A 25,152-nucleotide genomic window follows, 5' to 3' on the forward strand; every position below is an offset into this window, starting at 1 on the left:
CGATTGTCATCCGCCGGCCGTTCAGGCGAGACGCAGCAGCTCGGCCCCTTCGGCGACCTGATCGCCGGGCGCGAAGAGCAGCTCGGCCACGGTGCCGTCGCCCGGCGCGGCGATAGTGTGCTCCATCTTCATCGCCTCCATGACGGCGAGTGCCTGGCCCTTCTTCACCGCGTCCCCGGGCTTCACCGCGAACGAGATCACCTTGCCCGGCATCGGCGCCGTGAGCCGCCCGCCGTCTGCCTGCACGTCGCCCGCGTGCGCGAGGAGGTCGATGGAGACGATCTGCGTCGCGCCCTCGCGGGTGAAGACGTGATCGGTTTCGCCTTGCGTGTAGACCCTGACGCGCTCGCGCCGCCCGGCGAACCGCAGCTCGATCGCGTCGCCCTCCTGCGAGAAGGCGAGCGCAGACTTCGCATCCGCGACTTCGAGCTGCAACGAACCGTCGTGGCGATACGCGAGCTCGGCCAGCACATGCTCGCCCTTGAAGTCGAATTCGAACCGGCGCGTCGCGATGCCGTGCGAACGCCAGCCGTCGCGGCGGCTGAACGGGTCGGCGCCTTCGTCCTTCCTTTCGTCGAGCAGGGTCTTGGCGACCGCGGCGGCCGCGGCAAGCTGCACGCCGACCTTCTCCTGCCTGAACAGCCGCGCCGATTCGCGCGGGATCAGTGCCGTGTCGAGATCGGCCTGCGCGAAAGACGGACTCTGCACGACCAGCCGCAGGAACTGCACGTTCGTGTTCAGACCGACGATGTGCGTGTTCGCAAGCGCCTCGTCGAGGCGCGCCAGCGCCTGCTCGCGCGTGTCGCCATGCACGATGAGCTTGGCGATCATCGAGTCGTAGAAGGGCGAGATCGCGTCGCCCTCGCGCACGCCGTCGTCCACGCGGACCGCGCCGCGTTCGAATGCCACGCATTCGGGCTTGCGGTACACGCGCAGCGTTCCGGTCGCGGGCAGGAAGTTCTTGTCCGGGTTCTCGGCGCAGATGCGCGCCTCGATCGCATGGCCCGTCACGCGCAGTTCGTCCTGCTTCAGCGGCAACGGCTCGCCCGCGGCGACGCGCAGCTGCCACTCGACGAGGTCGAGTCCCGTGATCGCTTCCGTCACGGGATGCTCCACCTGCAGGCGAGTGTTCATCTCCATGAAGAAGAAGTTCATCTCGCCCGCGCGCTGCTCGACGATGAATTCCACCGTGCCCGCGCCGACGTACTTCACCGCCCGCGCGGCGGCGACGGCCGCTTCGCCCATCTGGCGGCGCATGTGTTCGTCCAGCCCCGGCGCGGGCGCTTCCTCCAGCACCTTCTGGTGGCGCCGCTGCACCGAGCAGTCGCGCTCGAACAGGTACACGTAGTTGCCCTGCGTGTCGCCGAACACCTGGATTTCGACGTGGCGCGGACGCTGCACGTACTTCTCGATGAGCACGGCGTCGTCGCCGAAGCTGTTCTTCGCTTCGCGCCGGCACGAAGCGAGCGCCGCATCGAAATCCTCGGGCTTCTCCACCGCGCGCATCCCCTTGCCGCCGCCGCCCGCGCTCGCCTTGATGAGCACGGGGTAGCCGATGCGGTTGGCCTCGTGCTTCAGCAACTCGTCGTTCTGGTCGGCGGCGTGGTAGCCCGGAACCAGCGGCACGCCGGCGCGTTCCATGAGCTGCTTCGACTCCGCCTTCAGGCCCATCGCCTGGATGGCCGAAGGGGGCGGGCCGATGAAGACGATGCCGGCTTCGGCGCACGCGGCGGCGAAGCCTTCGTTTTCCGAGAGGAAACCGTAGCCCGGATGGACCGCCTGCGCGCCGGTGGCGCGGGCCGCTTCGATGATGCGTTCCCACCGAAGGTAGCTTTCCTTCGGCGCGCTGCCGCCGATGTGGACGGCCTCGTCGCAGGCGGCGACGTGCTTCGCGTTCGCATCCGCGTCGGAGTAGACCGCGACGGTCTTCACGCCCATGCGGCGGGCGGTCGCCGCGACGCGGCAGGCGATCTCGCCGCGGTTGGCTATGAGGATCTTCTGGAACATCGACCTGATTCCTTCGCGTCGGTTGGCCGCGTCAGCCGAGCCAGGCCGGCTTGCGCTTTTCGAGGAAGGCCTGCACGCCCTCCCTGCCTTCGGCGCTCGCACGGGCGTCGGCGATGCCCTCCACCGTGCGCGCGACCAGTGCGGGCGTGATTTCCTCGCCCGCCACATCCAGCACGAGGCGCTTGCACGCCTTCATCGCCTCGGGACTTCCGGCACACAGCGCCTGGGCAATCTCGCGCACCCTCGCATCCAGCCCGCCCGCCGCGGTCACTTCATGCACGAGGCCGATGCGGTGCGCTTCGCGCGCGACGAAACGCTCGGCCGTGAGGAAGAGGCGGTGCGCCGCGCGCGCGCCCATCGCGCGAATCACGTACGGGCTGATCGTGGCAGGGATGAGCCCGAGCCTCACTTCGGTGAGGCAGAAGTTCGCGCTGTCCGCGGCCACGGCGATGTCGCAGGCCGCGACCAGCCCCACGCCGCCGGCATACGCATCGCCGTGCACCTTCGCGATCGTGGGCTTGGGACACGCATACAGCGCCTGCAGCATCTGCGCGAGCGCGCCCGCATCCGCGAGATTCTCCTCGCGCGAATAGCCCGCCATGCGGCGCATCCAGTTCAGGTCGGCGCCCGCGCAGAACGCGGGGCCGTTGGCGGCGAGCACGATGCAGCGCACGTCGTCGCGAGCGCCCAGCGTGCGAAAGGCTTCCGCAAGCTGGGCGATCAGCTCTTCGTTGAAGGCGTTGCGCATGTCCGGCCGGTCGAGCGTGACGGTGGCGATGGCGACGGCATGGTCGACGGTGACATCCAGCATGATCGATGAACTCCTTGCAGGTGGGCGGGGCTCGCAGGCGGATGCCGCTACATCCGGAACACGCCGAATTTCGTCTCGGCAATGGGCGCGTTCATGGCCGTGGACAGCCCGAGCGCCAGCACTCGGCGAGTATCGGCCGGATCGATCACGCCGTCGTCCCAGAGGCGCGCCGTCGCGTAGTAGGGGTGCCCCTGCGCCTCGTACTGCTCGCGGATCGGCGTCTTGAAAGCTTCTTCGTCTTCCTGCGACCAGGTGCCGCCGCGCGACTCGATGCCGTCGCGCTTCACGGTGGCGAGCACGCTCGCGGCCTGCTCGCCCCCCATCACGCTGATGCGCGCGTTGGGCCACATCCAGAGGAACCGCGGCGAGTAGGCGCGGCCGCACATGCCGTAGTTGCCCGCGCCGAAGCTGCCGCCGATGATGATCGTGAACTTCGGCACCTGCGCGCAGGCGACCGCCGTCACCATCTTCGCGCCGTGCCGCGCGATGCCTTCGTTCTCGTACTTGCGTCCCACCATGAAGCCCGTGATGTTCTGCAGGAACACGAGCGGCACCTTGCGCTGGCAGCACAGCTCGATGAAATGCGCGCCCTTTTGCGCGCTTTCGGAAAAGAGAATGCCGTTGTTGGCGACGATGCCCACCTGCATGCCCTCGACGTGCGCGAAGCCGCACACGAGCGTCGTGCCATAGCGCGCCTTGAACTCGTCGAACTCGCCCGCGTCCACGATGCGCGCGATGATCTCGCGCACGTCGTAAGGCTTGCGCGTGTCGGTCGGCACGACACCGTACAGATCTTCTCCCGCGTACTTCGGCGCGCGCGGCTCGCGCAGCGCGATCGGCGGCACCTTGCGCGCATTGAGCGATGCCACCGCCTGCCGCGCGAGCGCGAGCGCATGCATGTCGTTCTGCGCGAGGTGGTCTGCGACGCCCGACAGGCGCGTGTGCACGTCGCCGCCGCCCAGGTCTTCCACCGTGACCACCTCGCCCGTCGCGGCCTTCACGAGCGGCGGGCCGCCGAGAAAGATCGTGCCCTGGTTCTTCACGATGATCGTCTCGTCGCTCATCGCGGGCACGTAGGCGCCGCCGGCCGTGCACGAGCCCATCACCACCGCGATCTGCGCGATGCCCTGCGCCGACAGCGTCGCCTGGTTGTAAAAGATGCGGCCGAAGTGCTCGCGGTCGGGGAACACGTCGTCCTGATTCGGCAGGTTGGCGCCGCCCGAGTCGACGAGATAGATGCACGCAAGCCGGTTCTCGCGCGCGATCTCCTGCGCGCGCAGGTGCTTCTTCACGGTGATGGGATAGTAGGTGCCGCCCTTCACCGTGGCGTCGTTGCAGACGATCATGCAATCGGCTCCGCTCACGCGGCCGATGCCCGCCACGAGCCCCGCGCAGGGCGCGTCGCCGCCGTACATGCCGTGGGCGGCGAGCGGCGCCAGCTCGAGGAACGGCGTGCCGGGGTCGAGCAGCATCTGCACGCGCTCGCGCGGCAGCAGCTTGCCGCGCGCGGTGTGCTTGTCGCGCGCGGCGGCACCGCCGCCTTGCGCCGCATGGGCGACCTGCACGGCGAGGTCTTCCACCAGCGCGCGCATCGCGGCCGCGTTGGCCTGGAACTCGGCCGAGCGCGGGTTGAGGTTCGTCTCCAGGATCGCCATGCTTCGGGACTTTCTCCCTCCCCCTCTTGGGGACAGGGCCGGGGTGGGGGCAACGGGTGGGGGAATCCTACCGCGCGTCTCGCGCCGCGCCGTTCGAAGCACAGCGGCGGCATTGCCATCTTTGGAACAAATCGTGCCAAACTCTGCGCATGAAGCATCCCGCGTCGGTCACACCCATGGCCTTCGCTCGCTCGATCGTTTCCGCTTACAGACGCGCCGGCCGCGACCCCGCACGCGTGCTGAAGCTGGCACAGATCGCGCCAGCGCGGCTGCAGATTCCGGAGGCGCGCATCACCGCGCGCCAGCTCGAGGAGCTTTCGTACGCTGCGATGCAGGAACTCGACGACGAAGGGCTGGGTGCCTTTTCGCGGCGGCTGCCGTGGGGCACCTACGGGATGCTCGCGCGCGCTTCGCTCACCTCGCCGACGCTCGGTGTCGCGCTCAAGCGCTGGTGCCGCCATCACGCGCTCGTTGCCGACGACATCGCGCTCGCGCTCACCGCGACAGGCAGCGAGGCCGCGATCGCGCTGCGCGAGCGGCGGCGGCTCGCGTCCGAGCATCGCGAGTTCTGCATGGTCCACGTGCTGCGCAACGTCCACGGGCTCGCCTGCTGGTACATCGATTCGCGCATTCCGCTCGCGGGGGCGAGCTTTCCGTTCCGCGCGCCCCCGCATGCCGACGCGTATCGCTTCATGTTCCCGGGGCCGCTCGGGTTCGACGCGGACGGGGCGCGGATCCGCTTCGACGCGCGCTATCTGGCGTTGCCGCTCAAGCGCGACGAGAAGGCACTCGGCCAGATGCTCGAGCGCGCGCTGCCGCTCACGGTGCTGCAGTACCGGCGCGACCGGCTGATCGTGGAGCAGGTGCGCATGGCGCTGCGGTCGCACCCGGCGGAGGCGCACGGCGCGGACGGCCTCGCGCGCCTGCTGCACATGTCGACGCGCACGCTGCACCGGCACCTGAAGGAAGAAGGCGCGAGCCTGCAGGAGCTGAAGGACGAGGTGCGAAGCGGCCGCGCGCGCGAACTGCTTCTGCGCACCGGCAAGGCCGTCAAGCAGGTCGCGTCGGCAAGCGGCTTTCGCAGCGAGAGGAGCTTCGTGCGCGCGTTCGCGAAATGGACCGGGATGACGCCCGCGCAGTTTCGCGCGGCGTCGGGCGCCGCCGAGTGACGATGGACAGGTTCGATTCGGCCGATCAGCGGTGGATTACTCCCTCTCCCCCTTGGGGGAGAGGGTTGGGGTGAGGGGGGCTCGCGAGCCGCCCCTTCGCTTGTTCACGCCACCCGGCCCACCCGCTCGCAAGCGAATGCATCCGTGCGATAAGGAAAGCGCAAGGTCTCTCGCCCGCGCAACTCGGGGTGCGTCGCGAGCAGCTCCTCGAGCTGCTGCCGCACGCCCGCCTGCCCTGCCTCGTCCAGCGACGCGATGAAGCTCACGCTCATCACGCGATCGATCACGACTTGCTGCGGCGACCCGGTGTGTTCGTACGCGAACGCCGTCTTCTCGAGCGCGCTGAAGCCCGCGTGCGGGAATGCATCGCGCCACTCGCCCTTCCAGTAGCGCGGCGCGTCGCCCTCGTGCGGCGACATGATGTCCGTGAGGCGCCGCACCCAGTCCACCGATTCGTCGCGCACGTTCCATATCAGGCCGAGCTTGCCGCCCGCCTCGAGCACGCGCGCGAATTCGTCCAGCACCTCGGCCGATGCGAACCAGTGGAACGCCTGGGCGCACACGATCGCATCGAGCGATGCATCGGCAAAGGGCAGATGCTGCGCGGTGCCCTCCACCACCTGCAAGCCCGCCACGCCGGCAGCCTCGCGCCGCATCGACGCCACGGGTTCCACCGCGACCACTTCGGCGCCGGTGGCCAGCACGAGCTTCGAGAACTTGCCCGTGCCTGCGCCGACGTCGGCCACGCGCTTGCCGGGGCCGAGCCCGAGCGTGCCGCGCAGCCACTCCTGCAGTTCTGACGGATAGCCCGGCCGCCCGCGCGAATACGTCGCGGCTTCGCGCGTATAGCCCTGCTGCGCCGCCGAATGAACCTCACGCGCCATGACCGTTCTCCCATCCGCCACCGAGGGCCTTCACGAGCAGCACCGAAACGAGCAGCCGCTGGCCGAGCAGCTGCGCCACTTGCCGCTGGCGATCGAGCAGCGCCTGCTGCGCCGAAATCACTTCGAGATAGGTCGCCGCGCCGCCCTGATAGCGATCGTTGGCGAGCTGCAGCACGCGCTCGGCGCTCTGCTGCGCAAGCCGCGCCTGCGCGAGCGCGCGGTCGAGCGCGGCACTGCCCGTGATGCCGTCCTGCACTTCCTGCAGCGCCGTGAGCACGACGCGCCGGTAGTTGGCCGAGGCGAGCTGGTACCCGGCCTCGGCGATCGCCACGTTCGCGTCGGTGCGCCCGGCGTCGAACACAGGCTGCAGCACCGACACGCCGAGCGACCACAAGAGACTCGGGCCGTCGAAGAGCGTCGACAGCATGCGGCTGTCCAGACCCCCGGTCGGATTGAACGTGACGCTCGGGAAGTACGCGGCGCGCGCGACGCCGATCTGCGCGTTGGCCGCGGCCATCGCGCGCTCGGCCGAGGCGATGTCCGGACGCCGCTGCATGAGGTCGGCGGGAATGCCCACCTCGATCGCGGGCGCGATCCGTGGCTTCACCTCCGGCGCCAGCGTGAAAAGCGGCGCGGGCCGCCCCACGAGCGCCGCAATGGCGGTTTCGAACTGCGAGCGCTGGCGCCTCAGCACGTCCACCTGCGTGAGCGTTGAATCGAGCAGCGCCTGCTGCTGCGCGACTTCGAGCCCCGAGGTCGCGCCGAGCTGGTGGCGCGCCGTCACGAGCTCCAGCGCGCGCCGCTGCAGCGCGATCGATTGCGCGAGCACGTCGAGTTCGATGTCGAGCTCGCGCAGATTGAAGTACGCGGCCGCGAGGTCCGAAGCGAGCACGAGCCGCACGTTCTGGAAATCCGCTTCGGATTGTTCGGCCGAAGCGCGTGCCGCGGCCACCGTGCCGCGCACGCGACCGAAGAGGTCGGCTTCATAGGCGACGCTGAAGGAGAGCGCGAACTCGTTTTGCACTGTCGAGGAATTCGGCGACGCGTAGTTCGACAGCGGCCGGTTCGCCGAGATTTCCTGGCGCGACACTCGCGTGCCCGCATTGAGCTGGGGAAAGAGCCCGGCGCGCGCCACGTCCACCGCGGCACGCGCCTGCGCGAGCCGGGCCGCGGCGGCAGCGAGCGTCGGACTCGCGCTTTGCGCCTGCTCTTCGAGCGCGTTCAGATGCGGATCGCCGAACACGCGCCACCAGGCGCCGCGCGGCGCGGCATCCGCCGGCAGCGCCGTCTTGAAGGGCGCCTCGATCTTCCACGCGGCGGGCACCTCCACCGCAAGCCCGGTGTCCGCACCCTTCGGCGTCGCGCAACCCGCAAGCACCGCAACCAGCAACGACAAGGCGATGCGCACGTTCACGAAGTCTTGCGCGCCGAAGCGGTGTTCGTCGCGGGCGCCGCGGGATCGGTCACGACCTGCACCTTGTCGCCCGCGGCGATGGAGTCGGAGGGGTTGAGCACCAGCGCTTCGTTGCCCTTCAGGCCGTCGATGATCTCGATGCTCTCGCCGAAGTTGCGCCCGAGCCGCACCGCCTGCAGGCTCACGGTGCCGCTCGCATCCACCCGCGCGACCAGCACGCCCTGCCCGCGGAACAGGAGGACGTTCGAGGGAACGCTGAGCATGCCGCTCGGCGCGGCGGAGAGCTCCACGTTCACGAACGCGCCCGGCAGCAACGCGCCGTCGCGGTTGGCCAGCGCGATTTCCACCTGCATCGTGCGCGTTGCGCTGTCGATCGATCCGGCCGTGCGGGCCACTTCGCCCCTGAACTCGCGGCCGCGCAGCTCGGCCTGCGTCACGACCGCGGGCATGCCGGTGCGAACGAGCTGCGCATACGCCTGCGGCACGTTCACGTAGACGCGCAGCGGATCGGTCTGCGAAAGCAGAAAGAGCGGCCGGTTGCCGTCGATCAGGTCGCCGATGTCGACGTTGCGCTTCGTGATGACGCCCGCGAAGGGCGCGACCACGCGCTTGAAGCTTTCGAGCTGGCGCAGCCGCTCGACGTTCGCATCCGCGCCGGCGAGGTTCGCCTTCGCCTGCGCGTAGCCGCTGCGCTTTTCTTCCAGCTCCTGCTGCGAAACGGCGTCCCGCTGGCGCAGCGCCTCCCAGCGTTCCACCGTGCTTTTCGCAAGCTCCAGGCTCGCGGCCTGCTGGTTGCGCGCGGCGACGGCCTGCGACAGCTGCTGGTCGAGCTCGGGCGTTTCGATTTCCGCGAGGAGCTCGCCCTTGGCGACGCGGCTGCCGATGTCGCGCGTCCACCGGCGCAGGTAGCCGCCGGCGCGCGCCGCGACCGGCGCCTGCACGTAGCCTTGCAGCGTGCCCGCGAGATTCAGTGTCTCGGCCGAGCCGGCAGCACGCACCGTCGTCACGCGCACGTACTGCACGGCGCCGCGGGCGGCGTCTTCCTCCAGCGCGCGGGCGTTGCCGATGCGGCTCACCACCGTGCGCGCCGCACCGAGCGCGAGGATCACGAGCACCACGATGGCCGCGTTGCGCGTCCAGCGTGCCGCGCGCCTCTTCTGCCCGGAGTCGGCGGTGAGTGGGAGGTTCTGTTCGTCCGTCATTCGTCTGTCCCGGGCCCTCACGTGCCGCTCTCACCCGCCAGCCGTTCGGCCGCATCGGGCAGCAGCAGCGGCTCACGCTCGGCAAGCCGGCGCGTGATCCGCTCGTGAACCTCCGCATACACCACCGGCACGAAAAGCAGCGTCGAGACGGTGGCAAAGAGAAGCCCGCCGATCACCGCGCGGCCGAGCGGCGCGTTCTGCTCGCCGCCTTCGCCGAGGCCCAGCGCCATCGGGATCATGCCGATGATCATCGCGAGCGCCGTCATGAGCACGGGCCGGATCCGCGTCGCGCCGGCGGCCTCGGCCGCATCCACGGGGCCGAGGCCCGCGTCGCGCTGCTGGCGCGCGAAGGCGATCACGAGGATGCTGTTGGCCGTCGCCACGCCCATCGTCATGATCGCGCCGGTGAGCGCCGGCACGCTGAGCGTCGTGCCGGTGATGAAGAGCATCCACGCGATGCCGGCGAGCGCGGCGGGCAATGCCGCGATGATGATCGCCGCGTCGATCCACGACTGGAAGTTCACGACGACGAGCAGGTACACGAGGACGATCGCCATCGCAAGGCCGAGCCCGAGCCCCTGGAAGGAGGTCTGCATCGTCTCCACCTGGCCGCGCAGCGTCACTTCGCTGCCGCGCTTGAGCCTGGGTTCGACCTCGGCCACGAGCCTGCGTACTTCGGCGGCCACGCTCGCGAGGTCGGTGCCCTGCACGCTCACGAACACGTCCACGGCCGGGCGGATGTTGTAGCGCGAGACGATGGGCAGCTGCCGCGCGGGCTGTGCTTCCACGACGTTGCCGAGGAGCTGCGGCGGCCCCGAGCTGCCCGCCGCGCCGATCGGGATGTTCAGGAGCGAATCGATCGAGTCGACGTTGTACTGCGGGCTTTGCACCACGATGTTGTAGACGACGCCGTTGGCCGGATTCAGCCAGAACGCGGGCGCGGTCTGCGAACTGCCCGAAAGCGCGATCAGCACGTTCTGCCCGACGTTGGACGCGGCAAGTCCCATCTGCTGCAGCCGCGTGCGGTCCATCTGCAGATTGACCGCGGGGCCGTCCAGCCGCTGGTGCACGTGCGCGTCCACCGCGCCGGGGATCTCGCGAATCTTCTTCACGAGCTCCGCCGCGAGCTGCGTGTTGCCCTCGAGATCGTTGCCCGTGAACTGCACGTCGATCGCCGCCGGAAGCCCGAAGTTGAGGATCTGCGTGACGATGTCGGCCGGCTGGAAGAAGAATTCGATGCCGGGGAAGCGCCTGGGCAGCTCCGCGCGCAGCACCGACACCCAGTGCGACGTGGGCTGGTGGCCTTCCTTCAGCGACAGCAGGATTTCGCCGTCGAGCGTGCCGATGGTGCCCGCATTGCTGTACGAGAGGTTGATGCCGCTATTGGGAATGCCGAGGTTGTCGAGCACCGTCTGGAGTTCCGTGGGCGGCACGAGCGAGCGGATCGCCGCTTCGACGCGGTCGGCGATGCGCGCGGTCTCCTCGATGCGCGTGCCCGTCGGTGCGCGCATGTGCAGCCGGATCTGCCCCGCATCCACGCTCGGGAAGAAATCGCGCCCGAGCACCGGCGCGAGCAGGCACGACAGCAGGCAGAAAGCGAGGAACACCGTGCCGAAGCGCATGCGGTGCGCGAGAAGGCTCGCGAGCACGATGGCATAGCCGCGGCGCATGCGTTCGAACTGCGCGTCGAACGCGCGATAGAGCCGCTGCAGGAGGCTGCTGCTCGCATGCCGCTCGTGGGCGCGGCCCATCATCAGCATCACGAGCGTGGGCACGAGGCTGCGCGAGAGGAAGTACGAGGCGATCATCGCGAACACCACGGCTTCGGCGAGCGGCACGAAAAGAAAGCGCGCCACGCCCGAGAGGAAAAACATCGGCACGAACACGATGCAGATGCACAGCGTCGAGACGAAGGCGGGCACGCCGATTTCGCCCGCGCCGATCTCGATGGCCGCGATGAGCGGCTGGCCTTCGTGCATGTGCCGCTCGATGTTCTCGATCGTGACGATCGCCTGGTCCACGAGTATCCCGACGGACAGCGCGAGGCCGCCCAGCGTCATGATGTTGAGCGTCTCGCCGAGCGCGAAGAGACAGAGGATCGACACGAGGATCGAAAGGGGAATCGTGAGGCCGATGATGAGCGTGCTGCGCCAGTTGCCGAGAAAGAGCAGCACCATGAGCGCCGTGAGTCCCGCGGCGATCACGGCTTCGACCACCACGCCCTTGATCGCCGCCTTCACGAAGAGGGACTGGTCGAAAAGCGGCGCGATCTTGATGTCGGCGGGCAGCTGCTGCGCCGCGCGCGGCAGCATCTCCTTCAGGTTGCGGACGATGTCGAGCGTGGAGGCGCCGCCGTTCTTCAGGATGGAAAGCAGGACGCCGCGCTCGCCGTCCTGGCGCACGATGTTGGTCTGCGGCTGGAAGCCGTCGCGCACGTAGGCGACGTCGCGGATGTACGTGGTCGCTCCGTTGGTGGTGCGCACCGGCAGGTCGTTGAGCCCCGCGAGCGCCGCGGGCGAGCCGTTCATGCGCACCGTGAATTCCGTGCCGCCGAGCTTGGCCGTGCCCGAGGGCAGGATCAGGTTCTGCGTGTTGATCGCGTTCACGACGTCCGCGGGCGAGAGGCCGCGTGCCTGCAGCGCCTGCGTGTCGAGATCGACCGAGATCACCTTCACCTTGCCGCCGTAGGGAAAGGGAATGGCCACGCCCGGGATGGTCACGAGCTGCGGCCTGAGCACATTCACGGCGTTGTCGAACACGGTCTGCTCGGGCAGCGTGCCCGACGACATCGCGAGCTGCACCACCGGAATGCTGGAGGCCGAATACTTGATCACGAGCGGCGGCGTGATGCCGGGCGGCAGCGACCGCACCTGCACCTGCACGCCGGCCACGACCTGCGCGATGGCGGTCTGGATGTTGGCGTTCGGCTGGAAGAACACCTTGATCACCGTGATGCCGGGCAGCGACGTGGACTCGATGTGTTCGATGTCGCTCACGAGCGTGGTGAGGCTGCGTTCGCTGGAAGAGGCGATGCGCTGGCCCATCTCCTGCGCGGGCAGGCCGTTGTAGTTCCAGATGATGCTCACCACCGGGATGTTGATCTCCGGGAAGATGTCGGTGGCCATGTTGCGCAGCACGAGCGGCGTCGCGAGCACCACGAGCATCGCCATCACGATGAACGTGTAGGGACGCTTCAACGCCAGCTGGACGAGCGACATCTCGGGGGACTGCGGGGGAGAATGAACGATCATAAGTGAAGGCCCGGGAGCTCACCAAGCGATTCGCCGGTAAAGCAGAAAGACAGCCCGGCCCCGCGCCGATAAAGGTCTTGCGGCGCTACGCGTCGTGCCCGTGGCCGCACTGCCGAGGCGTGTGCGTGCCGTCGGATGAATGCGTACGCGAAGGCGGGGCTGCGGCCTTCAGCCGGATCGCCGCCGCGTGCGTCAATCAGATAAGCCGTCCGCAGCCGGCCGGCGAAGTCTGTCGAACCATCGAAGGAGTGCACTCATGAAGTTTCGCCACCTGGCCCTCGCGGCCGTCCTGGCCGTCGCCGGCTCTGCATTCGCGCAGCAAGCCACCGAGACGACCGTCGTGCGCCAGACGCCGCACGGCACCGTCACCAAGCACATCGTGCGCGTGCATCCGCGCCGCCACTACGTGAAGAAGATCGTGATCCATCGCGCGCCGGTGGTGCATCGCCACTACGTCTACGTTCCGCACCATCACAGGCACTACGTCTACGGCCCGCATCATCACAGGCATTACGCCTACGTGCATCACGACTACGTGCGCCGCGGCTGAAGCCGCGGTTCGGAGGCACGGTTCTCGGGCGGCCTCCGGCCCGGCCCTCGGTCGGTCTCCAGCCGAGGCCGACCGAGTCTCGACCCGTGGCGGCCATCTGACCGTCCATTGCAGGCCATACGCGCCTCCTCATCTCGCTGCGCCGGGCGAGCCAGTTGCGCTCGCAACCCGGCGTTGACGCCCGCGCGCGAACTACTACGCAAGTACTCCGTCGTGCTCGAGTCAACCAACCCGGGCGAGGAAATTTGAACGACCACGACTGGGAAAAGTCAGCGACCCTTGACGCGGACTTCTCAAGTTTGATTGGTACGCCGGCAAGGGGCAGGTCATTAGCACTCGAATCATGTACTTTTCCCTTGGAATTCGGGGCCATTCCTTCATGCTGCAACACAGAGGATGCGCTCCCACCTTGCACACCTGGCATTTTTCGTTCCCTAAGCTATGTTTGAGTGAGATGATTGGATCGCTACTTAGTGAAAACGATGATGAGACCACCGACTATCCCGATGGGTAGCCAGATCCAAGTGTCGCGAAGTAGCTTTCGCAGGTCTGCGTCCTCTTTCTTGTGCGCCAGGATGTCCCACGCGGTCTTGTCATATCCATACTTCTTGAGCAAGCGCAGCTTCCTCGGTAGCAACCACAGGAACCCCACGAGACACCAAATTGCAATAGCAAGAGCTACAACGATCGTGCGGGTATACATAGGTGTCGAACAGGTTGTGGGAATCATTGATGGCAAACCACAGCTTGCCATGTGCATTCTCTTGAGGGCCGGAATTGTTAAGACCGAATAATCGCGACAGCGGAGAAGCTGCCCGATGGCGACTTTTCATTATCCCGATTGATCTTCTAGATGCCGTAACCAGATCGTAGTCTGCCCCGTCTCTGTGTCGTGTCAAAGATAGGCGAAGGCCCCAGCAGATTTGCCTTTTACCTTTTACTAGTGTGAGGAATTTGCGTCTAAGCCACGCATCTCCCGGAGGCGTGTCAGCTATCTTGATCACTTTGAAGGCTTCGAGCAAATCGGCGGTGCGGGGAACACGCTCACGCTGTCCGGTGCTTGGTGCGACAGATCGCGCGCAGACGCCGTGCGATCTTCGGCCGCGTCCACGGACCGCGCACTCCACTCTGGGATGACTTGGCTACCTTCTTTGTGACGGGCTTCACTTCGTTCTTCGCGGTCCCGGCGAGCGCGCGCATTGCCCTTCACGCCGCGCGCCTTGAGCTCTTCCACCACCTGCTTGACTCGAACAGGATCGTTGCGCTCGATCGTGCGCACCTGCCCGATCACGTCGGGAGCTTTGAACTCCGTTAGACAACCGCAGACTCTCGTCTAACCGGCGCTCGCCGCGTCCAGCAGCGCGGTCGTCTGCGCATCCAGCACGAGCGACGCCGCCTCGCGCAGCTCCCCCAGCTGCGCGAGCGAGGTCGCGCTCGCGATCGGTGACGTGACGCCCGGGCGCGTCATCACCCACGCCAGCGCCACGCTCGCGGGCGTGGCGCCCGTGCGCGCCGCCGCCTCGTCGAGCGCGGAGAGAATCGCAAGGCCGCGCCGGTCGAGATAGGTCGACACGATCCGCTTGCCGCGCGGACTCTTGAGAGCGTCTTCCTCGCTGCGGTACTTGCCGCTCAGGAACCCAGCGGCGAGCGCGTAGTAGCCGATGACGCCGATCTCTTCCTTCAGGCAAAGCGGCTGCAGTGCCCCTTCGAAAGCAGCCCGGTCATGCAGGTTGTAGAGCGGCTGCAGCGATTCATAGCGCGGCAGCCCGAGCCGCGCGCTCACGGCGAGTGCCTGCGCCAGGCGCTCGGCCGTGTAGTTCGACGCGCCGATCGCGCGCACCTTGCCTTCGTCGATCAGCTTCGCGAACGCTTCGAGCGTCGCCTCGAGCGGCGTCGCGGCATCGTCCGTATGGGCCTGGTACAGGTCGATGCGCTCGACGTTCAGCCGCCGAAGCGACGCCTCCACGGCCTCGCGGATGCGCGCCGGAGCGAGGCCGATCCTGCCCTCGCCCATGTCCATCCCGACCTTGGTCGCGATCACGACCTTGTCGCGCATCGAAGGCCGCCCGCCAAGCCACCGGCCGATCACGCTTTCGGACTCGCCTCCGGTGTGGCCGGGCACCCATCGTGAATACACGTCGGCGGTGTCGACGAAATTGAATCCTGCATCGATCCACGCATCGAGCAGCGAAAAGGACGTGGCTTCGTCGGCCGTCCAGCCGAAGACATTGCCGCCGAGGCAAAGCGGCGAGACCATGAGGCCCGAGCGGCCGAGAGGGCGATACTGCATGAGGAACTTCCTTTGTGTGGGGTTCAGCTGAGGAGCGAGGCGAGCAGCTGCGGATGGATTTTCCAGCCGGCGAGCCCGGCCATCCCCATCAGCGTGCCGAAGGCGGAAGGGACCATCGCAACGCCGAACAGCCACCAGAACTGGGTGAGCGAGGCGACGGCCAGCAGCGCGATCGCGATGGCGATGGAGGCATCGGCCAGGTCGAACTGGTCGTCGCGATAGTTGAGGGTGTCGTAGGTCTGCTGGTCGGCCTCGGCCTGCTTCTGCAGCTCGGCCTTCTTCTGGTGCTGCTCGTCGGCCAGTGCCTGGTATTGCGCGAGCGCCGTGTCGTAGTCGGCCTTTTGCGAAGCGTTCGCCGCCGCTGCTTGCAGCCTGAGTTGCGCGAGCGCGGCCTTCGCCACTTCCTCGCGCAGGTTGCGCGCCTGATAGAACGCCCAGTGATCGATCTTGTCGGCCTGCGCCTGCTGCATGGCCTGCACGATGTTGTCGTCCTTCACTTTGCACACGCCCATCACCGTGCTTAGCAGGGCGACCGCGATCGCAACGGCGGCATTGAGCCGCGAGGGCCTCGTTTCGGGTTCGGCCGCATCGACGGGGTTCAGTTCCATGGGCCCAGATTGTGGCGCACATCCGTCGGTCCCATTCGCTGCCGGTGTCCCATACCGAAGGAGGAAGCAAGTCCGACTCCAATTTCGTACAAACGAGGATTTGCCAGGAGCACACAATGAACCTCAAGACCGGCGCCAAGGCACTCTTTGTCGGCGCGGCGCTCGCAGCGGATTCGGGCGATGCCGCCCGGCCTGCTGCGGATGCGCGATCGCTCACGCTCTCTCCGATGCCGGTGTCTCAGGCTCCGGTGTTGCCCGTCTCCGAGGGAACGACTCAACGCGATGTGCTGACGTCGCTTGGCGTCGGCATGCTGGGGGTCGGCGCGGTGACCGGGTTGGCGCTGGCCGGCGATGCGTGCGTTCGCCGACGCTACGGCCGGCAGATCGACTGGAAGAACGGTTTGCCCATCTGATAGGGGCGAATTCGGTGACGGCAGAAGCATTCAATCCGGCCGGCGGCGCAACGCGAAGAATGCGCACCCGCCGGTGATCGTGAGGATGATCGCGGTGATCGTCCAGAATCCCTGCGGGTCCTGCTGCAGCGGCATGCCGCCCACGTTCATGCCGAAAAGCCCCGAAATCAGGTTCACGGGCAGCAACACCACGGTCACCACCGTCAGCACGAAGAGCGTGTTGGCCGTGCGCTCGTTCATGAGCGCGCTCAGCTCCTCCTGCAGCAGCTTGATGCGTTCCTGAACGCCCGCGAGGTCCTGCAGCGCCACGGAAAATTCCTCGGACGCGGAGCGCAGCAGCTGCGCCTCCCCCTCGGCCATCCATCTCGGCGGATGCTGCAGCAGCCGGTAGAGCGACGCCGGCTCGGGCGCGAGCAGCCGCTGCAATCGCACGAGCAGCCGCCGCCGCACGCCGAGCTCCACGCGCTTCACCTTCAGGCGCCCGGTGAGCATCTCGTCTTCGATGCGGTCCACTTCGCGCGTGACGTTGCGAAGGATGTCGATCAGCACGTCCGCCTGCGCGCGCATCAGCCGCTCGAGCAGTTCGACGCTGGAGCCGATCGCTTCGCCGGCGCGGATCGCCACGCGCAGCCGGTCGGTCGAGCGCAGCGGCGACTGGCGCGCCGTCACCACCAGGCGGCGGTTCACGCAGATCCAGAGCGTCGCGATCTCGGAAGCTTCGTAGCCGAAGTGAAAGTGCACGTCGTTCAGGATCGCCACGAGCGCGTTCTCGTCGCGCTCCACGCGTGTGGTGGGCGACTGCTCCTTCAGCGCATCGTGAAAGGCGGCCGGGAGGTCCGCGCGTTCCAGCCAGCGGCGAGCGCCCATGTGCGCGAGGTTGAAGTGCAGCCACAGGAAGTCCGCTGTCTCGCGCTCCGCCGCGACGGATGCGATGAGTTCCGAGGCGGCGCCCAGCGTGATCTCGCGCGCCGGCGCGCCGGGCTCGAACCGATAGCCGCAGATGAGACCGCTGTCGTCGGCCGCGGCACGCGCCGCATCGAATGCATGGGACATGGGAAGGCTCCTCGGGGCGTTGTCGCCGCGGCGATTTTCACCGCAACATGTGTCGCGGGCGGGGCCCCTCTCTGGCGCTCGCGCGCGCATTGGGCTATCGTGAGGCCGTGAGCCGAAAAATACGAGTTCTGTTCGTCTCGAGACGGGGGAATCTGCGCAGCGCCATGGCCTGTGCCTGCCTGAAGCACATCGCCGGAGACCGCTTCATTCCGTATGCCTGCGGCGAGCCCGGCGAGACCGCTCGTGAAGTCGACCCCGTCGCCCTCGCTACCCTGCGCCGCGCCAGCATGCGGGCGCCCGTGCCGCAGCCCGCGGCCTGGGACACGTTTCGCCGCATGGATTCGCCGCGCATGGACTTCGTGATCCTGCTCGATGCCGGCGTGGCGCAGCGTCAGCCCTCCTGGCCCGACCAGCCCGAGACCGCGGTCTGGACCCTGCCCGATGCGCTGGATGGGGCTCCGCCTCCGGGGGAGCTGGCCGAACGAACGATGGTCATGTTGCACGGCTTGCGGCGACGGCTGGAACTGCTTGCGCACTTGCCGCTGCAAGGCGCGAGCCCCGCCGACATCCGCCACGACCTGCGGGATATCGCCTACATCGGCTGATCGCGGCGCGCAAGCCCGCCGAGCGCTTTTTCAGAGGGAAAATCGCTCGAATTGCAACGCCGAGTCATCCCCCGTTCCTGTGGAAATCTTTGTGGATTTCCATCGGAGGGGCAGCCCAAGTTGGCGCGGGACATCGCGTTTCGTCTCGGTGCCTGCTCAAAGGGCAGCGGCAGGCCGGCCGGCTCGCGGGCCCTCGCGAGCGCGACGGGCGGGCACCTGAATTGCGCATGCCATCATCGCGCCACACGTATGGACACTCTGCCACGATTCACCGCTCTCTGTCTGCTCGCGTTCGCCCTGGCCGCGCACGCGGACGAAGAAGAACCGCCGTTGCAGCTCACCACCGGCATCTACTCGGTGGGAGGCGCAGGCACTCCATCGGCCACCGCCTACGACGTCGACCTGCGGTACCGGTCCGATGCCGGCGAAGCGTGGATCGGCGCGTATCGCGACCGGGCATTCGGCATGAGTCTGTTGCGCGCGGGCTGGGTTCGCACGTTCGAGCTCGGGGCGATTCGCGTGCAACCCACTTTGCAGATCGCTTCCCGCGGCTTCCTCGGCGGCAACCTGTATCTGGAAACAGGGGACACGTGGTTCGCCGGTGCGGGCATCGGACGGACCAATCTGCGGCCGTATCAGGACCTGAATTTCGATCCCAACGACGCGTGGACACTTTCCGGCGGCTACCGTTGGACGGAGGCCCATGAACTGTCGCTCACGCTCATCGGCGACAACCGCCAGAACCCCGATGAGCGCCACTTGCATGTGCTGTGGCGCACGCCGTCTGCCGAGGGAGAGCGCCTCACGGTCGACGTGCTCGCCAAACGCGGGCTCGTGAGCGGCCAGATGATCCACAAGGTGGGCCTCTCGGTCGGCTACGCCTGGCCGCGCGTCTTCGCGCGCATCGTGTGGGATCCTCGCGTGAACTTCACACCCCGGGACATGCTGCGGCTGCAGGCGGGCCTGCGCTTCTAGACGCGAGGCGCCACTTCTTCACGGCCCCGTCCGCCGGTCGGACGATTCCTATGGCTCGTCGGCGCGCGCGCCGCCTCGTCATCGGACTCGGCCGAGCCTGCGTTTCGGCAGGGACTGATGCCCCGATTCGGCAAGGGCTGATGGCGGCAAGACGGTCTGGCGACCATAGTGAAGCCAAGCTGAAAAGCGATCCAGACGAAACCGGAACTGAAATCGAGAAGGAGCCGCGACATGAGCACCAACGAATTCCAGCTGCGCTTCAGGAACCTGTTCGACAGCGGCCGCGGTTACGCGTTTCCGTGCGATCGGCAAGGCCACGTGGACCTCGATACGCTCAGCGAACGCGCTCGCAACAACTACTTCTATGCCCGCGCCATGGTCGGACGCGAATTGGCGGTGCCGGACGTGGAGCGGACCGCGCTGCACTGAGCATCTCTCTTCGCCAGTCCACTCCACCCGGACGGCCAGAAAGGAAGGGCGGCCCCTCCTCGGCCGCCCTTGTCATTGGCGAGGCACCCGGAAGCTTTACCCCACCCGCACCGGCACGAAGATCTTCTCGCCGTCGCGCACGATGAGCAGCGCGATCGACTTGTCGGACTTCTCCACCGCGCGCTTCACCTGCGCGATGCTCGTGACCGGCGTGCCGTTCACGGCGGTCACCACGTCGCCGGGCTGAACGCCCGCGCGTGCCGCCGGGCCGCTCACCTGTTCCACCACGAGACCGGACACGCCCGCTTCGCGCTGTTCGCGCGGCTCGAGCGGCCGGAGCGCGAGCCCGAGCTTGCCCTTCTCGGCCGCCTGGTCGTCGCTGGAAGCGACAGTCGCCTTCTTGTCGGCCGCATCGCCGAGCGTCGCGGCGATGTTCTCGCGATGGCCGCCGCGCACGACTTCGAGCGTCACCCGCTGGCCGGGCTCGTCGCCGGAGACGATGGCCGAGAGGTCGCCCGAGGCCACGATGGTCTGGCCGTCGACACGGCGAATCACGTCGCCCGTCTTCAGGCCCGCCTTGTCGGCCGGGCTGCCCTTCTCGACGTTGGCCACGAGCGCGCCTTCCGGCGACTCGAGGTTGAAGGAATCGGCCAGCGCCTGGTTCACTTCCTGCACCGTGACGCCCAGCCGCGCATGGCTCGCCTTGCCGTGCGCCACGATCTGGTCGCGCACCTTGCTCGCGACATCGATCGGGACCGCGAACGAAACGCCCTGGTAGCCGCCGCTTTGGCTGTAGATCTGCGAGTTGATGCCGACCACTTCGCCGCGCGAATTGAAGAGCGGGCCACCCGAGTTGCCGGGGTTCACGGCCACGTCGGTCTGGATGAAGGGCACGCTCGAATCGTCGGGCAGCGTGCGTCCCTTGGCGCTCACGACGCCGGCCGTCACCGTGTTCTCGAAGCCGAAGGGCGAGCCGATCGCGAGCACCCATTCGCCGGGCTGAAGCTCCCGCGCGGAGCCGATCGCCACGATCGGAAGGTTGCGCGCGTTGATCTTCAGCACCGCGATGTCGGTCTTCGGGTCGCTGCCGAGCACCTTGGCGCGGAACTCGCGCCGGTCGGTGAGCTTCACGGTCACTTCGTCCGCGTCCTTCACCACGTGCGCGTTGGTGAGGATGACGCCGTCGGGGCTCACGATGAAGCCCGAGCCGAGGCCGCGCATCGGAATGTTGCGCTGCTGGTGCCGCTGCAGCTGGCCGAAGATGCCGAACGGATCGAACATGTCTTCGGAGTCCATGGCCACGCCCTTGCGCGTGCCCACGACGCTGATGTTCACGACGGCGGGGCCGTTGCGCTTCGTGATGGCCACGAAATCGGGCGTGCCCACGGTGGCGGTGACGGGCGCGGGCGGCGCGCCCATGACCTGCGCCGGGTTGTGCGGCTGGGCGAACGGCTGGCTCACCTGGCTCGACAGTGCCGCGTGCGCGGGCTCGGTCCGGTGCAGCGCCTCGACGCCGGCACCGCCGAGCACGCCTGCGCCGAGCAGGGCCAGCACGAGCGGCACGGATTTGAATGTCGGCTTGTTCATGATTCGTCGGTCCTCGTTCAATGGGATAGGGATGCGTGCAATGTTGCGGCTCGCCCCTTAGGCCTCGCTTAAGGCCGGGCCTCGGCCTCGCCCGGGGGCGAGGCGGGGAAAGTCAGTTCGACTCGCAATCCACCGAGCCGTTCCGAGCGGCCAAGCTCGACGGTTGCGCCGTAGCGCTCGGCGATCGTCTTCACGATGGCCAGGCCGAGGCCGCTGCCCGCGACGTCGCCGCCCGCGACACGGTAGAAGCGGTCGAAGACGCGTTCGCGCTGCTCGGCGGCAATGCCGGGCCCCGAGTCCTCCACCACGAGCCACGGCCGAGCCTTCGTGTGGCCGAGCGAGATGTCCACGCGCCCGCCCGCGGGCGAATACTTCACCGCGTTGTCGAGAAGATTGCGCAGCAGGATGCGCAGCGCGTCCGCATCGCCGCTCACTTGCACCGGCTCATCGGTCACGAGTCCGACGTCGATGCGCCGCTCGGTCGCATGCGGCAGCACGTCGGCGGCGGCCTGCCGCGCGACGTCCTGCAGGTCCACGCGCCGCGGCGCTTCGGCCGCTCGCCGCCCGCCTTCCCGGCCCTGCTCGCGCGCGAGCGCGAGCAGCTGGGCGACGAGCTGGATCGCGCGTTCGATGCCCTCGTTCAGGCTTGCGATGGCCGCTTCGCGCTCGGCCGGGTCCTGCGCGCGTTTCAGGGCCTGCGCCTGCAGCTTGAGCGCCGTGAGCGGCGAGCGCAGCTCGTGCGCCGCATCGTCGACGAATGTCTGCTGCTGCGCGAAGGCGTCCCCGACGCGGGCGAAGAGCAGGTTCAGCTCACGCACGAGGGGCAGCACTTCGAGCGGCATGCCTTCGTCGGGCAGGGGCGACAAGTCGTCGGCCGCGCGATGGGCCACCTGCCTGCGCATGCGCTCCACGGGCGCGAGGGACCGGTTGATGAGCCAGCCGACGGCCAGCATCAGGATGGGAGCGAGCAGTGCGATGGGCAGCACCGCCTGGATCGCCATCGCGCGGCCCTGCGCGCGGCGCGCATCGAGGTTCTGGGCGATACGGATCGTGTGCTGCGGCGTCTGCAGCGAATAGAGGCGATAGCGCACTCCGTTCACCTGCGCGTCCGAAAAGCCGAGCACGGCCTGCGGCGGCAACTCGATGCCGCTCGAGCGGAACTGCTGCACGCCGTCGGGCCCCCACACCTGCACGAGCAGATCGTAGGACCGCGTGGGGTCGGGAGCCACGATCACGCCGGCATGCACGGAGCGCGCGAGTTCCTCCAGGTGATAGTCGAACATCGCATCGGCCTGCCGCACCGCGGTGCGATAGGCGCTCGCGCCCTGCACGAGCGATGCGGCGGCAATCGCGGCGAGGATCAGCCACAGGAGCCGCCGGCGCAGCGAATGATGACTGTCTTCGCGCGGCTTCATCGCTTCGGTATCACGTAGCCGAGCCCGCGCACGGTCTGGATGAGGTCGGCGCCGAGCTTCCTGCGCAGGCCGTGCACGTAGACTTCCACCGCGTTGCTGCTGATGTCTTCCTTCCAGCCGTAGAGCTTCTCCTCGAGCTGCGCGCGCGAGAAGACGACGCCCGGGCGCAGGAGCATGGGTTCCAGCACGGCCCATTCGCGCGAGGAGAGGTTCACCGGCTCGCCGTTGACGGTGGCTTCGCGCGTCGCCGGATCGAGCGTCACGCCGTTGTGTTCGAAGACGGGTTCGGCGCGGCCCGCGCTGCGGCGAACCAGCGCGCGGATGCGCGCGAGCAGCTCGTCGGTGTCGTACGGCTTCACGACGTAGTCGTCCGCGCCCGCGTCGAGCCCGGCGATGCGGTCGCGCACCGCATCGCGGGCCGTGGCGACGAGCACCGGTACGTTGACGTGACGCGATCGCAGCGCGCGCAAGACTTCGAGCCCGTCGCGCTTCGGCAGCCCCAGGTCGAGCAGCACGAGGTCGTAGGTCCCGGTGCGCAACGCCGTGTCCGCCATTTCGCCGTCGCGCACCCAGTCGACGGCGTAGTGTTCGGCGCGAAGCGCATTGCGCACCGCGTCGCCGATCATGGCGTCGTCTTCGACGAGGAGAATTCGCATTCTCCGGATTTTGCAGGCTGGCGCTTAAGTCTGGCTTAAGACGATCGAGAGGGATCGGTCACCGCAGGATGAGCACCCCGCCCGACACGAGCGCGAACACGATCACGAAGCCGCGCAGGAATCGCGCATCGACGCGCCTGTGCACCGCGTGGCTCAGCAGCCCGCCCGCTGCCAGCGCGGGGATCAGTTCGGCGGTTGCGACCAGATGCTCGCGATGCACCGAGCCCATCGCCGCGAGCAGTGCGAGCGAGACCAGCTCGCCGAGCAGGAAGCACAGCGCGATGGTCGAGCGGGCACGGGGCGGCAGCTGATGCTGGTACACGAGCGCGAGCGGCGGCCCGCCGATGCCGGTCGCGGTCTCCGTGATTCCCGTGACCACGCCGGCACAGAGATACGCCGGCGTCGTCGGCGAAAAGGCGGGCATGAAGATACTCGCGAGCGCGGCCAGCGCCGTCGCCGCGCCGACGAACACCGCGAGCTGCGACGCACTCAGCGCCGCCAGCACCCAGAGGCCGCCGACCGTGCCCGCGAGCCGCCCCGCCGTGATCCAGCTCGCGCCGGGCCGGTCGACTTGCGCGCGCTCGCGCCAGAGCACGAAGAAGTTGAGCGGGATCATGAGCGCGAGCAGGCACACGGGCAACAGGTCGGGCGCGATGAAGCTCATCACGGGCGCGACCACGAGCGCGAAGCCCACGCCGGTGGCGCCCTGCACGAAGCCGCCCAGCACCACGGCCATCGACAGGCCGAAGAGGACTTCGAGGCTCACGCGCGCCTTTCCTGCTTCACGCGCAGGCGATCCTGCGCGGCGGGCAGATGCAGCCGCTGGATCGGCGCATTCGCGACGGCGGTGTGCGCGCGTTCGCGGACCTTTCGCATAAGGGATCGCGCGTCCCAGTCGACGGGCCAGCCTTGCCACAGCCGCATCACCCCGTCGACGTACACGGCCTCGATCTGGTCCCGGTTGGCGATGCGCACGAGATCCCAAGTGGTGTCGAAAGTCGTGCACATCTCCGGCGTGTCGACGTCGACGAGGAGGAAGTCCGCGCGCTTGCCCACTGCGATCTCGCCTGTGAGATGCCCGATCCCGGCGACGTCCGCGCCGCCGAAGCTCGCGTGATCGAACCACGTCCATCCGCCGCCCGCGGATGCGTCGCCGGCCTGCAGCGAATACGCGATCTTCTGTGCCGCCTCGGCCGCGTCCATCAGGCGGAAGGCGTCGCTGCGCGTCGCATCCGTACCGAGTCCGAAGCGCACGCCGAACTCGCGAAAGAGATACGCGGGCGCGACGGCGTTGCCCTTCCACTGGCTCGCGACGGGGTTGTAGCTCACGCCCGTGCCGGTGTCGGCGAGCAGACGGATCTCGCAGGCCGTGAGCAGCGCGCCGTGCGCGATCAGCATCTGCGGCCCGAGCGCGCCGAGATCGCCGAGCAGTTCGAGCGGGCGCCTTCCGCGCGCGACGATGGATCGCTCCACCGACGCGAGATGTTCGTTGACGTGCGTCTGGAAGATCGCGCTCGCGTCGCGGCACATCGAAGAGACAGCCTTCAGCACGTCGTCCGACGCGGCTTCGGGCACCGAAATCGCAAGCGACGCGTGCACCAGCCGATCGCCTTCGAAGCGGGCCAGGTGGCCCGCCGCGCGATCCAGCACCGCTCGCCGCTCCTGCGCCGTGCTCTCGTTGCCGCCGTCGTTGCACACGAGCCCGAGCACGCAGCGCAGGCCCGCTTCGCGCGTCGCATCCGCAAGCGATGCGATGTCTCCTTTGGCTCGCGTGCCCGCGTCGCAGACGGTCGTGAAGCCCCCGCGCAGCGACTCGAGCGCGGCCAGCTTGCCGGCATCGTGCAGGAACGCGTCGTCCAGGCTAGCCTCCAGCGGCACCCACACGCGGCGGAAGATCTCGGAGGGCTCGCCGTAGGCGAGCGACTTGCCGAACGACTGCGTGAGGTGATGGTGCGCATCGACGAACCCCGGCATCAGCGCGCGCCCGGGCAGCTCCACCGCCTTCAGATGCGGATGACGCTGCTGCACTTGCGCGCGCGGACCCACGTCCGCGAAGGCGCCCTTCGCCACGACCACGGCGCAGTCCGTCACCGGCCCGTCGCGCAGCATCGCCTGCTCGGGAACGAGCAGCAGCTCGGACGCTTGCAGCTGAGCGGGGGCGGTGTTCATGTCGCCTGA

At 68.1% G+C, this 25,152-nt stretch carries 22 protein-coding genes; 6 read left to right on the forward strand and 16 right to left on the reverse strand.

The features are described 5' to 3' along the window. Nucleotides 1–21: 21 nt before the first annotated feature. From VHA82_RS09425 to VHA82_RS09435, 3 genes are read right to left on the reverse strand one after another with little or no spacing between them, the layout of a single operon-like run. Nucleotides 22–2,007, reverse strand: coding sequence for an acetyl/propionyl/methylcrotonyl-CoA carboxylase subunit alpha (locus VHA82_RS09425; protein WP_325542829.1), 1,986 nt, complete (start codon nucleotides 2,005–2,007; stop codon nucleotides 22–24). Between the two features lie 31 nt (nucleotides 2,008–2,038). Next, nucleotides 2,039–2,818: an enoyl-CoA hydratase/isomerase family protein gene (locus VHA82_RS09430; RefSeq protein WP_325542831.1), complete on the reverse strand. Its 780-nt coding sequence runs from the start codon at nucleotides 2,816–2,818 to the stop codon at nucleotides 2,039–2,041. A 47-nt stretch (nucleotides 2,819–2,865) separates the two neighbouring features. After that, complete coding sequence (locus VHA82_RS09435; protein ID WP_325542833.1) at nucleotides 2,866–4,473, reverse strand: carboxyl transferase domain-containing protein; 1,608 nt, start codon at nucleotides 4,471–4,473, stop codon at nucleotides 2,866–2,868. A gap of 149 nt (nucleotides 4,474–4,622) precedes the next feature. Here VHA82_RS09435 and VHA82_RS09440 point away from each other — a divergent pair, with 149 nt between their 5' ends. Then, nucleotides 4,623–5,642: an AraC family transcriptional regulator gene (locus tag VHA82_RS09440; RefSeq protein ID WP_325542835.1), complete on the forward strand. Its 1,020-nt coding sequence runs from the start codon at nucleotides 4,623–4,625 to the stop codon at nucleotides 5,640–5,642. A gap of 104 nt (nucleotides 5,643–5,746) precedes the next feature. Here VHA82_RS09440 and VHA82_RS09445 read toward each other — a convergent pair whose 3' ends face one another. The 4 genes from VHA82_RS09445 to VHA82_RS09460 are packed head-to-tail and all read right to left on the reverse strand — an operon-like array spanning nucleotide 5,747 to nucleotide 12,360. Further along, nucleotides 5,747–6,526: a class I SAM-dependent methyltransferase gene (locus VHA82_RS09445; RefSeq protein ID WP_325542837.1), complete on the reverse strand. Its 780-nt coding sequence runs from the start codon at nucleotides 6,524–6,526 to the stop codon at nucleotides 5,747–5,749. After that, the gene (locus tag VHA82_RS09450) at nucleotides 6,516–7,940 is read right to left on the reverse strand and encodes an efflux transporter outer membrane subunit (RefSeq protein WP_325542839.1); all 1,425 of its coding nucleotides are present in this window, start codon (nucleotides 7,938–7,940) and stop codon (nucleotides 6,516–6,518) included. Before VHA82_RS09450 ends, VHA82_RS09445 begins: the two co-directional genes overlap by 11 nt. Continuing rightward, nucleotides 7,937–9,142: an efflux RND transporter periplasmic adaptor subunit gene (locus VHA82_RS09455; protein ID WP_325542841.1), complete on the reverse strand. Its 1,206-nt coding sequence runs from the start codon at nucleotides 9,140–9,142 to the stop codon at nucleotides 7,937–7,939. The genes VHA82_RS09450 and VHA82_RS09455 overlap by 4 nt, the downstream gene beginning before the upstream one ends. 17 nt (nucleotides 9,143–9,159) lie before the next feature. Beyond that, on the reverse strand, nucleotides 9,160–12,360 hold the full coding sequence (locus VHA82_RS09460) for an efflux RND transporter permease subunit (RefSeq protein ID WP_325542843.1): 3,201 nt from the start codon (nucleotides 12,358–12,360) through the stop codon (nucleotides 9,160–9,162). 289 nt (nucleotides 12,361–12,649) lie between these two features. Here VHA82_RS09460 and VHA82_RS09465 point away from each other — a divergent pair, with 289 nt between their 5' ends. Beyond that, the gene (locus tag VHA82_RS09465; RefSeq protein WP_325542845.1) at nucleotides 12,650–12,943 is read left to right on the forward strand and encodes a hypothetical protein; all 294 of its coding nucleotides are present in this window, start codon (nucleotides 12,650–12,652) and stop codon (nucleotides 12,941–12,943) included. 1,000 nt (nucleotides 12,944–13,943) lie between these two features. Here the strand turns inward: VHA82_RS09465 and VHA82_RS09470 are convergent. The 3 genes from VHA82_RS09470 to VHA82_RS09480 are packed head-to-tail and all read right to left on the reverse strand — an operon-like array spanning nucleotide 13,944 to nucleotide 15,841. Then, nucleotides 13,944–14,234, reverse strand: coding sequence for a hypothetical protein (locus VHA82_RS09470; RefSeq protein WP_325542847.1), 291 nt, complete (start codon nucleotides 14,232–14,234; stop codon nucleotides 13,944–13,946). Nucleotides 14,235–14,276: 42 nt separating this feature from the next. Beyond that, complete coding sequence (locus VHA82_RS09475) at nucleotides 14,277–15,233, reverse strand: aldo/keto reductase (protein ID WP_325542849.1); 957 nt, start codon at nucleotides 15,231–15,233, stop codon at nucleotides 14,277–14,279. A 23-nt stretch (nucleotides 15,234–15,256) separates the two neighbouring features. Further along, entirely contained in the window at nucleotides 15,257–15,841 is a 585-nt protein-coding gene (locus VHA82_RS09480; RefSeq protein WP_325542851.1) for a DUF4337 domain-containing protein, read from the reverse strand. Nucleotides 15,842–15,957: 116 nt separating this feature from the next. Between VHA82_RS09480 and VHA82_RS09485 the strand changes: the two genes are divergently transcribed. Continuing rightward, nucleotides 15,958–16,254, forward strand: a complete 297-nt coding sequence (locus tag VHA82_RS09485) for a hypothetical protein (RefSeq protein ID WP_325542853.1) — start codon at nucleotides 15,958–15,960, stop codon at nucleotides 16,252–16,254. Between the two features lie 30 nt (nucleotides 16,255–16,284). Here the strand turns inward: VHA82_RS09485 and VHA82_RS09490 are convergent, their stop codons facing one another. Continuing rightward, nucleotides 16,285–17,307 carry a CorA family divalent cation transporter gene (locus VHA82_RS09490; protein WP_325542855.1) on the reverse strand — a complete coding sequence of 341 codons (1,023 nt, stop codon included), beginning with the start codon at nucleotides 17,305–17,307 and terminating at the stop codon, nucleotides 16,285–16,287. 164 nt (nucleotides 17,308–17,471) lie between these two features. Between VHA82_RS09490 and VHA82_RS09495 the strand changes: the two genes are divergently transcribed. The 3 genes from VHA82_RS09495 to VHA82_RS09505 all read left to right on the forward strand — a co-directional run bounded on the left by VHA82_RS09495 (nucleotide 17,472) and on the right by VHA82_RS09505 (nucleotide 19,316). Then, nucleotides 17,472–17,912, forward strand: a complete 441-nt coding sequence (locus tag VHA82_RS09495) for a protein tyrosine phosphatase (RefSeq protein ID WP_325542857.1) — start codon at nucleotides 17,472–17,474, stop codon at nucleotides 17,910–17,912. Nucleotides 17,913–18,161: 249 nt separating this feature from the next. Next, nucleotides 18,162–18,887, forward strand: a complete 726-nt coding sequence (locus VHA82_RS09500; RefSeq protein WP_325542859.1) for a hypothetical protein — start codon at nucleotides 18,162–18,164, stop codon at nucleotides 18,885–18,887. A gap of 231 nt (nucleotides 18,888–19,118) precedes the next feature. Then, nucleotides 19,119–19,316, forward strand: a complete 198-nt coding sequence (locus VHA82_RS09505; protein ID WP_325542861.1) for a hypothetical protein — start codon at nucleotides 19,119–19,121, stop codon at nucleotides 19,314–19,316. A 96-nt stretch (nucleotides 19,317–19,412) separates the two neighbouring features. Here VHA82_RS09505 and VHA82_RS09510 read toward each other — a convergent pair whose 3' ends face one another. From VHA82_RS09510 to VHA82_RS09530, 5 genes are all read right to left on the reverse strand, one after another. Beyond that, nucleotides 19,413–20,903 carry a DegQ family serine endoprotease gene (locus VHA82_RS09510; protein ID WP_325542863.1) on the reverse strand — a complete coding sequence of 497 codons (1,491 nt, stop codon included), beginning with the start codon at nucleotides 20,901–20,903 and terminating at the stop codon, nucleotides 19,413–19,415. A 68-nt stretch (nucleotides 20,904–20,971) separates the two neighbouring features. After that, nucleotides 20,972–22,318 carry an ATP-binding protein gene (locus tag VHA82_RS09515; protein WP_325542865.1) on the reverse strand — a complete coding sequence of 449 codons (1,347 nt, stop codon included), beginning with the start codon at nucleotides 22,316–22,318 and terminating at the stop codon, nucleotides 20,972–20,974. Then, nucleotides 22,315–22,974 carry a response regulator transcription factor gene (locus VHA82_RS09520; protein WP_325542867.1) on the reverse strand — a complete coding sequence of 220 codons (660 nt, stop codon included), beginning with the start codon at nucleotides 22,972–22,974 and terminating at the stop codon, nucleotides 22,315–22,317. The genes VHA82_RS09515 and VHA82_RS09520 overlap by 4 nt, the downstream gene beginning before the upstream one ends. Nucleotides 22,975–23,032: 58 nt before the next feature. Then, entirely contained in the window at nucleotides 23,033–23,740 is a 708-nt protein-coding gene (locus VHA82_RS09525; RefSeq protein WP_325542869.1) for a sulfite exporter TauE/SafE family protein, read from the reverse strand. Further along, nucleotides 23,737–25,143 (reverse strand): amidohydrolase family protein, encoded by a 1,407-nt coding sequence (locus VHA82_RS09530; protein ID WP_325542871.1) that lies wholly within the window; start codon nucleotides 25,141–25,143, stop codon nucleotides 23,737–23,739. The genes VHA82_RS09525 and VHA82_RS09530 overlap by 4 nt, the downstream gene beginning before the upstream one ends. Nucleotides 25,144–25,152: the final 9 nt, after the last annotated feature.

The organism is Ramlibacter sp., assembly GCF_035548915.1.
Taxonomy (GTDB): Bacteria; Pseudomonadota; Gammaproteobacteria; order Burkholderiales; family Burkholderiaceae_C; genus Ramlibacter.

Coding starts and splice junctions, on each gene's coding strand:
- VHA82_RS09425 (WP_325542829.1), bottom strand. CDS start 2,007: ATGTTCCAGAAGATCCTCATAGCCAACCGCGGCGAGATCGCCTGCCGC.
- VHA82_RS09430 (WP_325542831.1), bottom strand. CDS start 2,818: ATGCTGGATGTCACCGTCGACCATGCCGTCGCCATCGCCACCGTCACG.
- VHA82_RS09435 (WP_325542833.1), bottom strand. CDS start 4,473: ATGGCGATCCTGGAGACGAACCTCAACCCGCGCTCGGCCGAGTTCCAG.
- VHA82_RS09440 (WP_325542835.1), top strand. CDS start 4,623: ATGAAGCATCCCGCGTCGGTCACACCCATGGCCTTCGCTCGCTCGATC.
- VHA82_RS09445 (WP_325542837.1), bottom strand. CDS start 6,526: ATGGCGCGTGAGGTTCATTCGGCGGCGCAGCAGGGCTATACGCGCGAA.
- VHA82_RS09455 (WP_325542841.1), bottom strand. CDS start 9,142: ATGACGGACGAACAGAACCTCCCACTCACCGCCGACTCCGGGCAGAAG.
- VHA82_RS09460 (WP_325542843.1), bottom strand. CDS start 12,360: ATGTCGCTCGTCCAGCTGGCGTTGAAGCGTCCCTACACGTTCATCGTG.
- VHA82_RS09465 (WP_325542845.1), top strand. CDS start 12,650: ATGAAGTTTCGCCACCTGGCCCTCGCGGCCGTCCTGGCCGTCGCCGGC.
- VHA82_RS09475 (WP_325542849.1), bottom strand. CDS start 15,233: ATGCAGTATCGCCCTCTCGGCCGCTCGGGCCTCATGGTCTCGCCGCTT.
- VHA82_RS09480 (WP_325542851.1), bottom strand. CDS start 15,841: ATGGAACTGAACCCCGTCGATGCGGCCGAACCCGAAACGAGGCCCTCG.
- VHA82_RS09485 (WP_325542853.1), top strand. CDS start 15,958: ATGAACCTCAAGACCGGCGCCAAGGCACTCTTTGTCGGCGCGGCGCTC.
- VHA82_RS09490 (WP_325542855.1), bottom strand. CDS start 17,307: ATGTCCCATGCATTCGATGCGGCGCGTGCCGCGGCCGACGACAGCGGT.
- VHA82_RS09495 (WP_325542857.1), top strand. CDS start 17,472: ATGGCCTGTGCCTGCCTGAAGCACATCGCCGGAGACCGCTTCATTCCG.
- VHA82_RS09500 (WP_325542859.1), top strand. CDS start 18,162: ATGGACACTCTGCCACGATTCACCGCTCTCTGTCTGCTCGCGTTCGCC.
- VHA82_RS09505 (WP_325542861.1), top strand. CDS start 19,119: ATGAGCACCAACGAATTCCAGCTGCGCTTCAGGAACCTGTTCGACAGC.
- VHA82_RS09510 (WP_325542863.1), bottom strand. CDS start 20,903: ATGAACAAGCCGACATTCAAATCCGTGCCGCTCGTGCTGGCCCTGCTC.
- VHA82_RS09515 (WP_325542865.1), bottom strand. CDS start 22,318: ATGAAGCCGCGCGAAGACAGTCATCATTCGCTGCGCCGGCGGCTCCTG.
- VHA82_RS09520 (WP_325542867.1), bottom strand. CDS start 22,974: ATGCGAATTCTCCTCGTCGAAGACGACGCCATGATCGGCGACGCGGTG.
- VHA82_RS09530 (WP_325542871.1), bottom strand. CDS start 25,143: ATGAACACCGCCCCCGCTCAGCTGCAAGCGTCCGAGCTGCTGCTCGTT.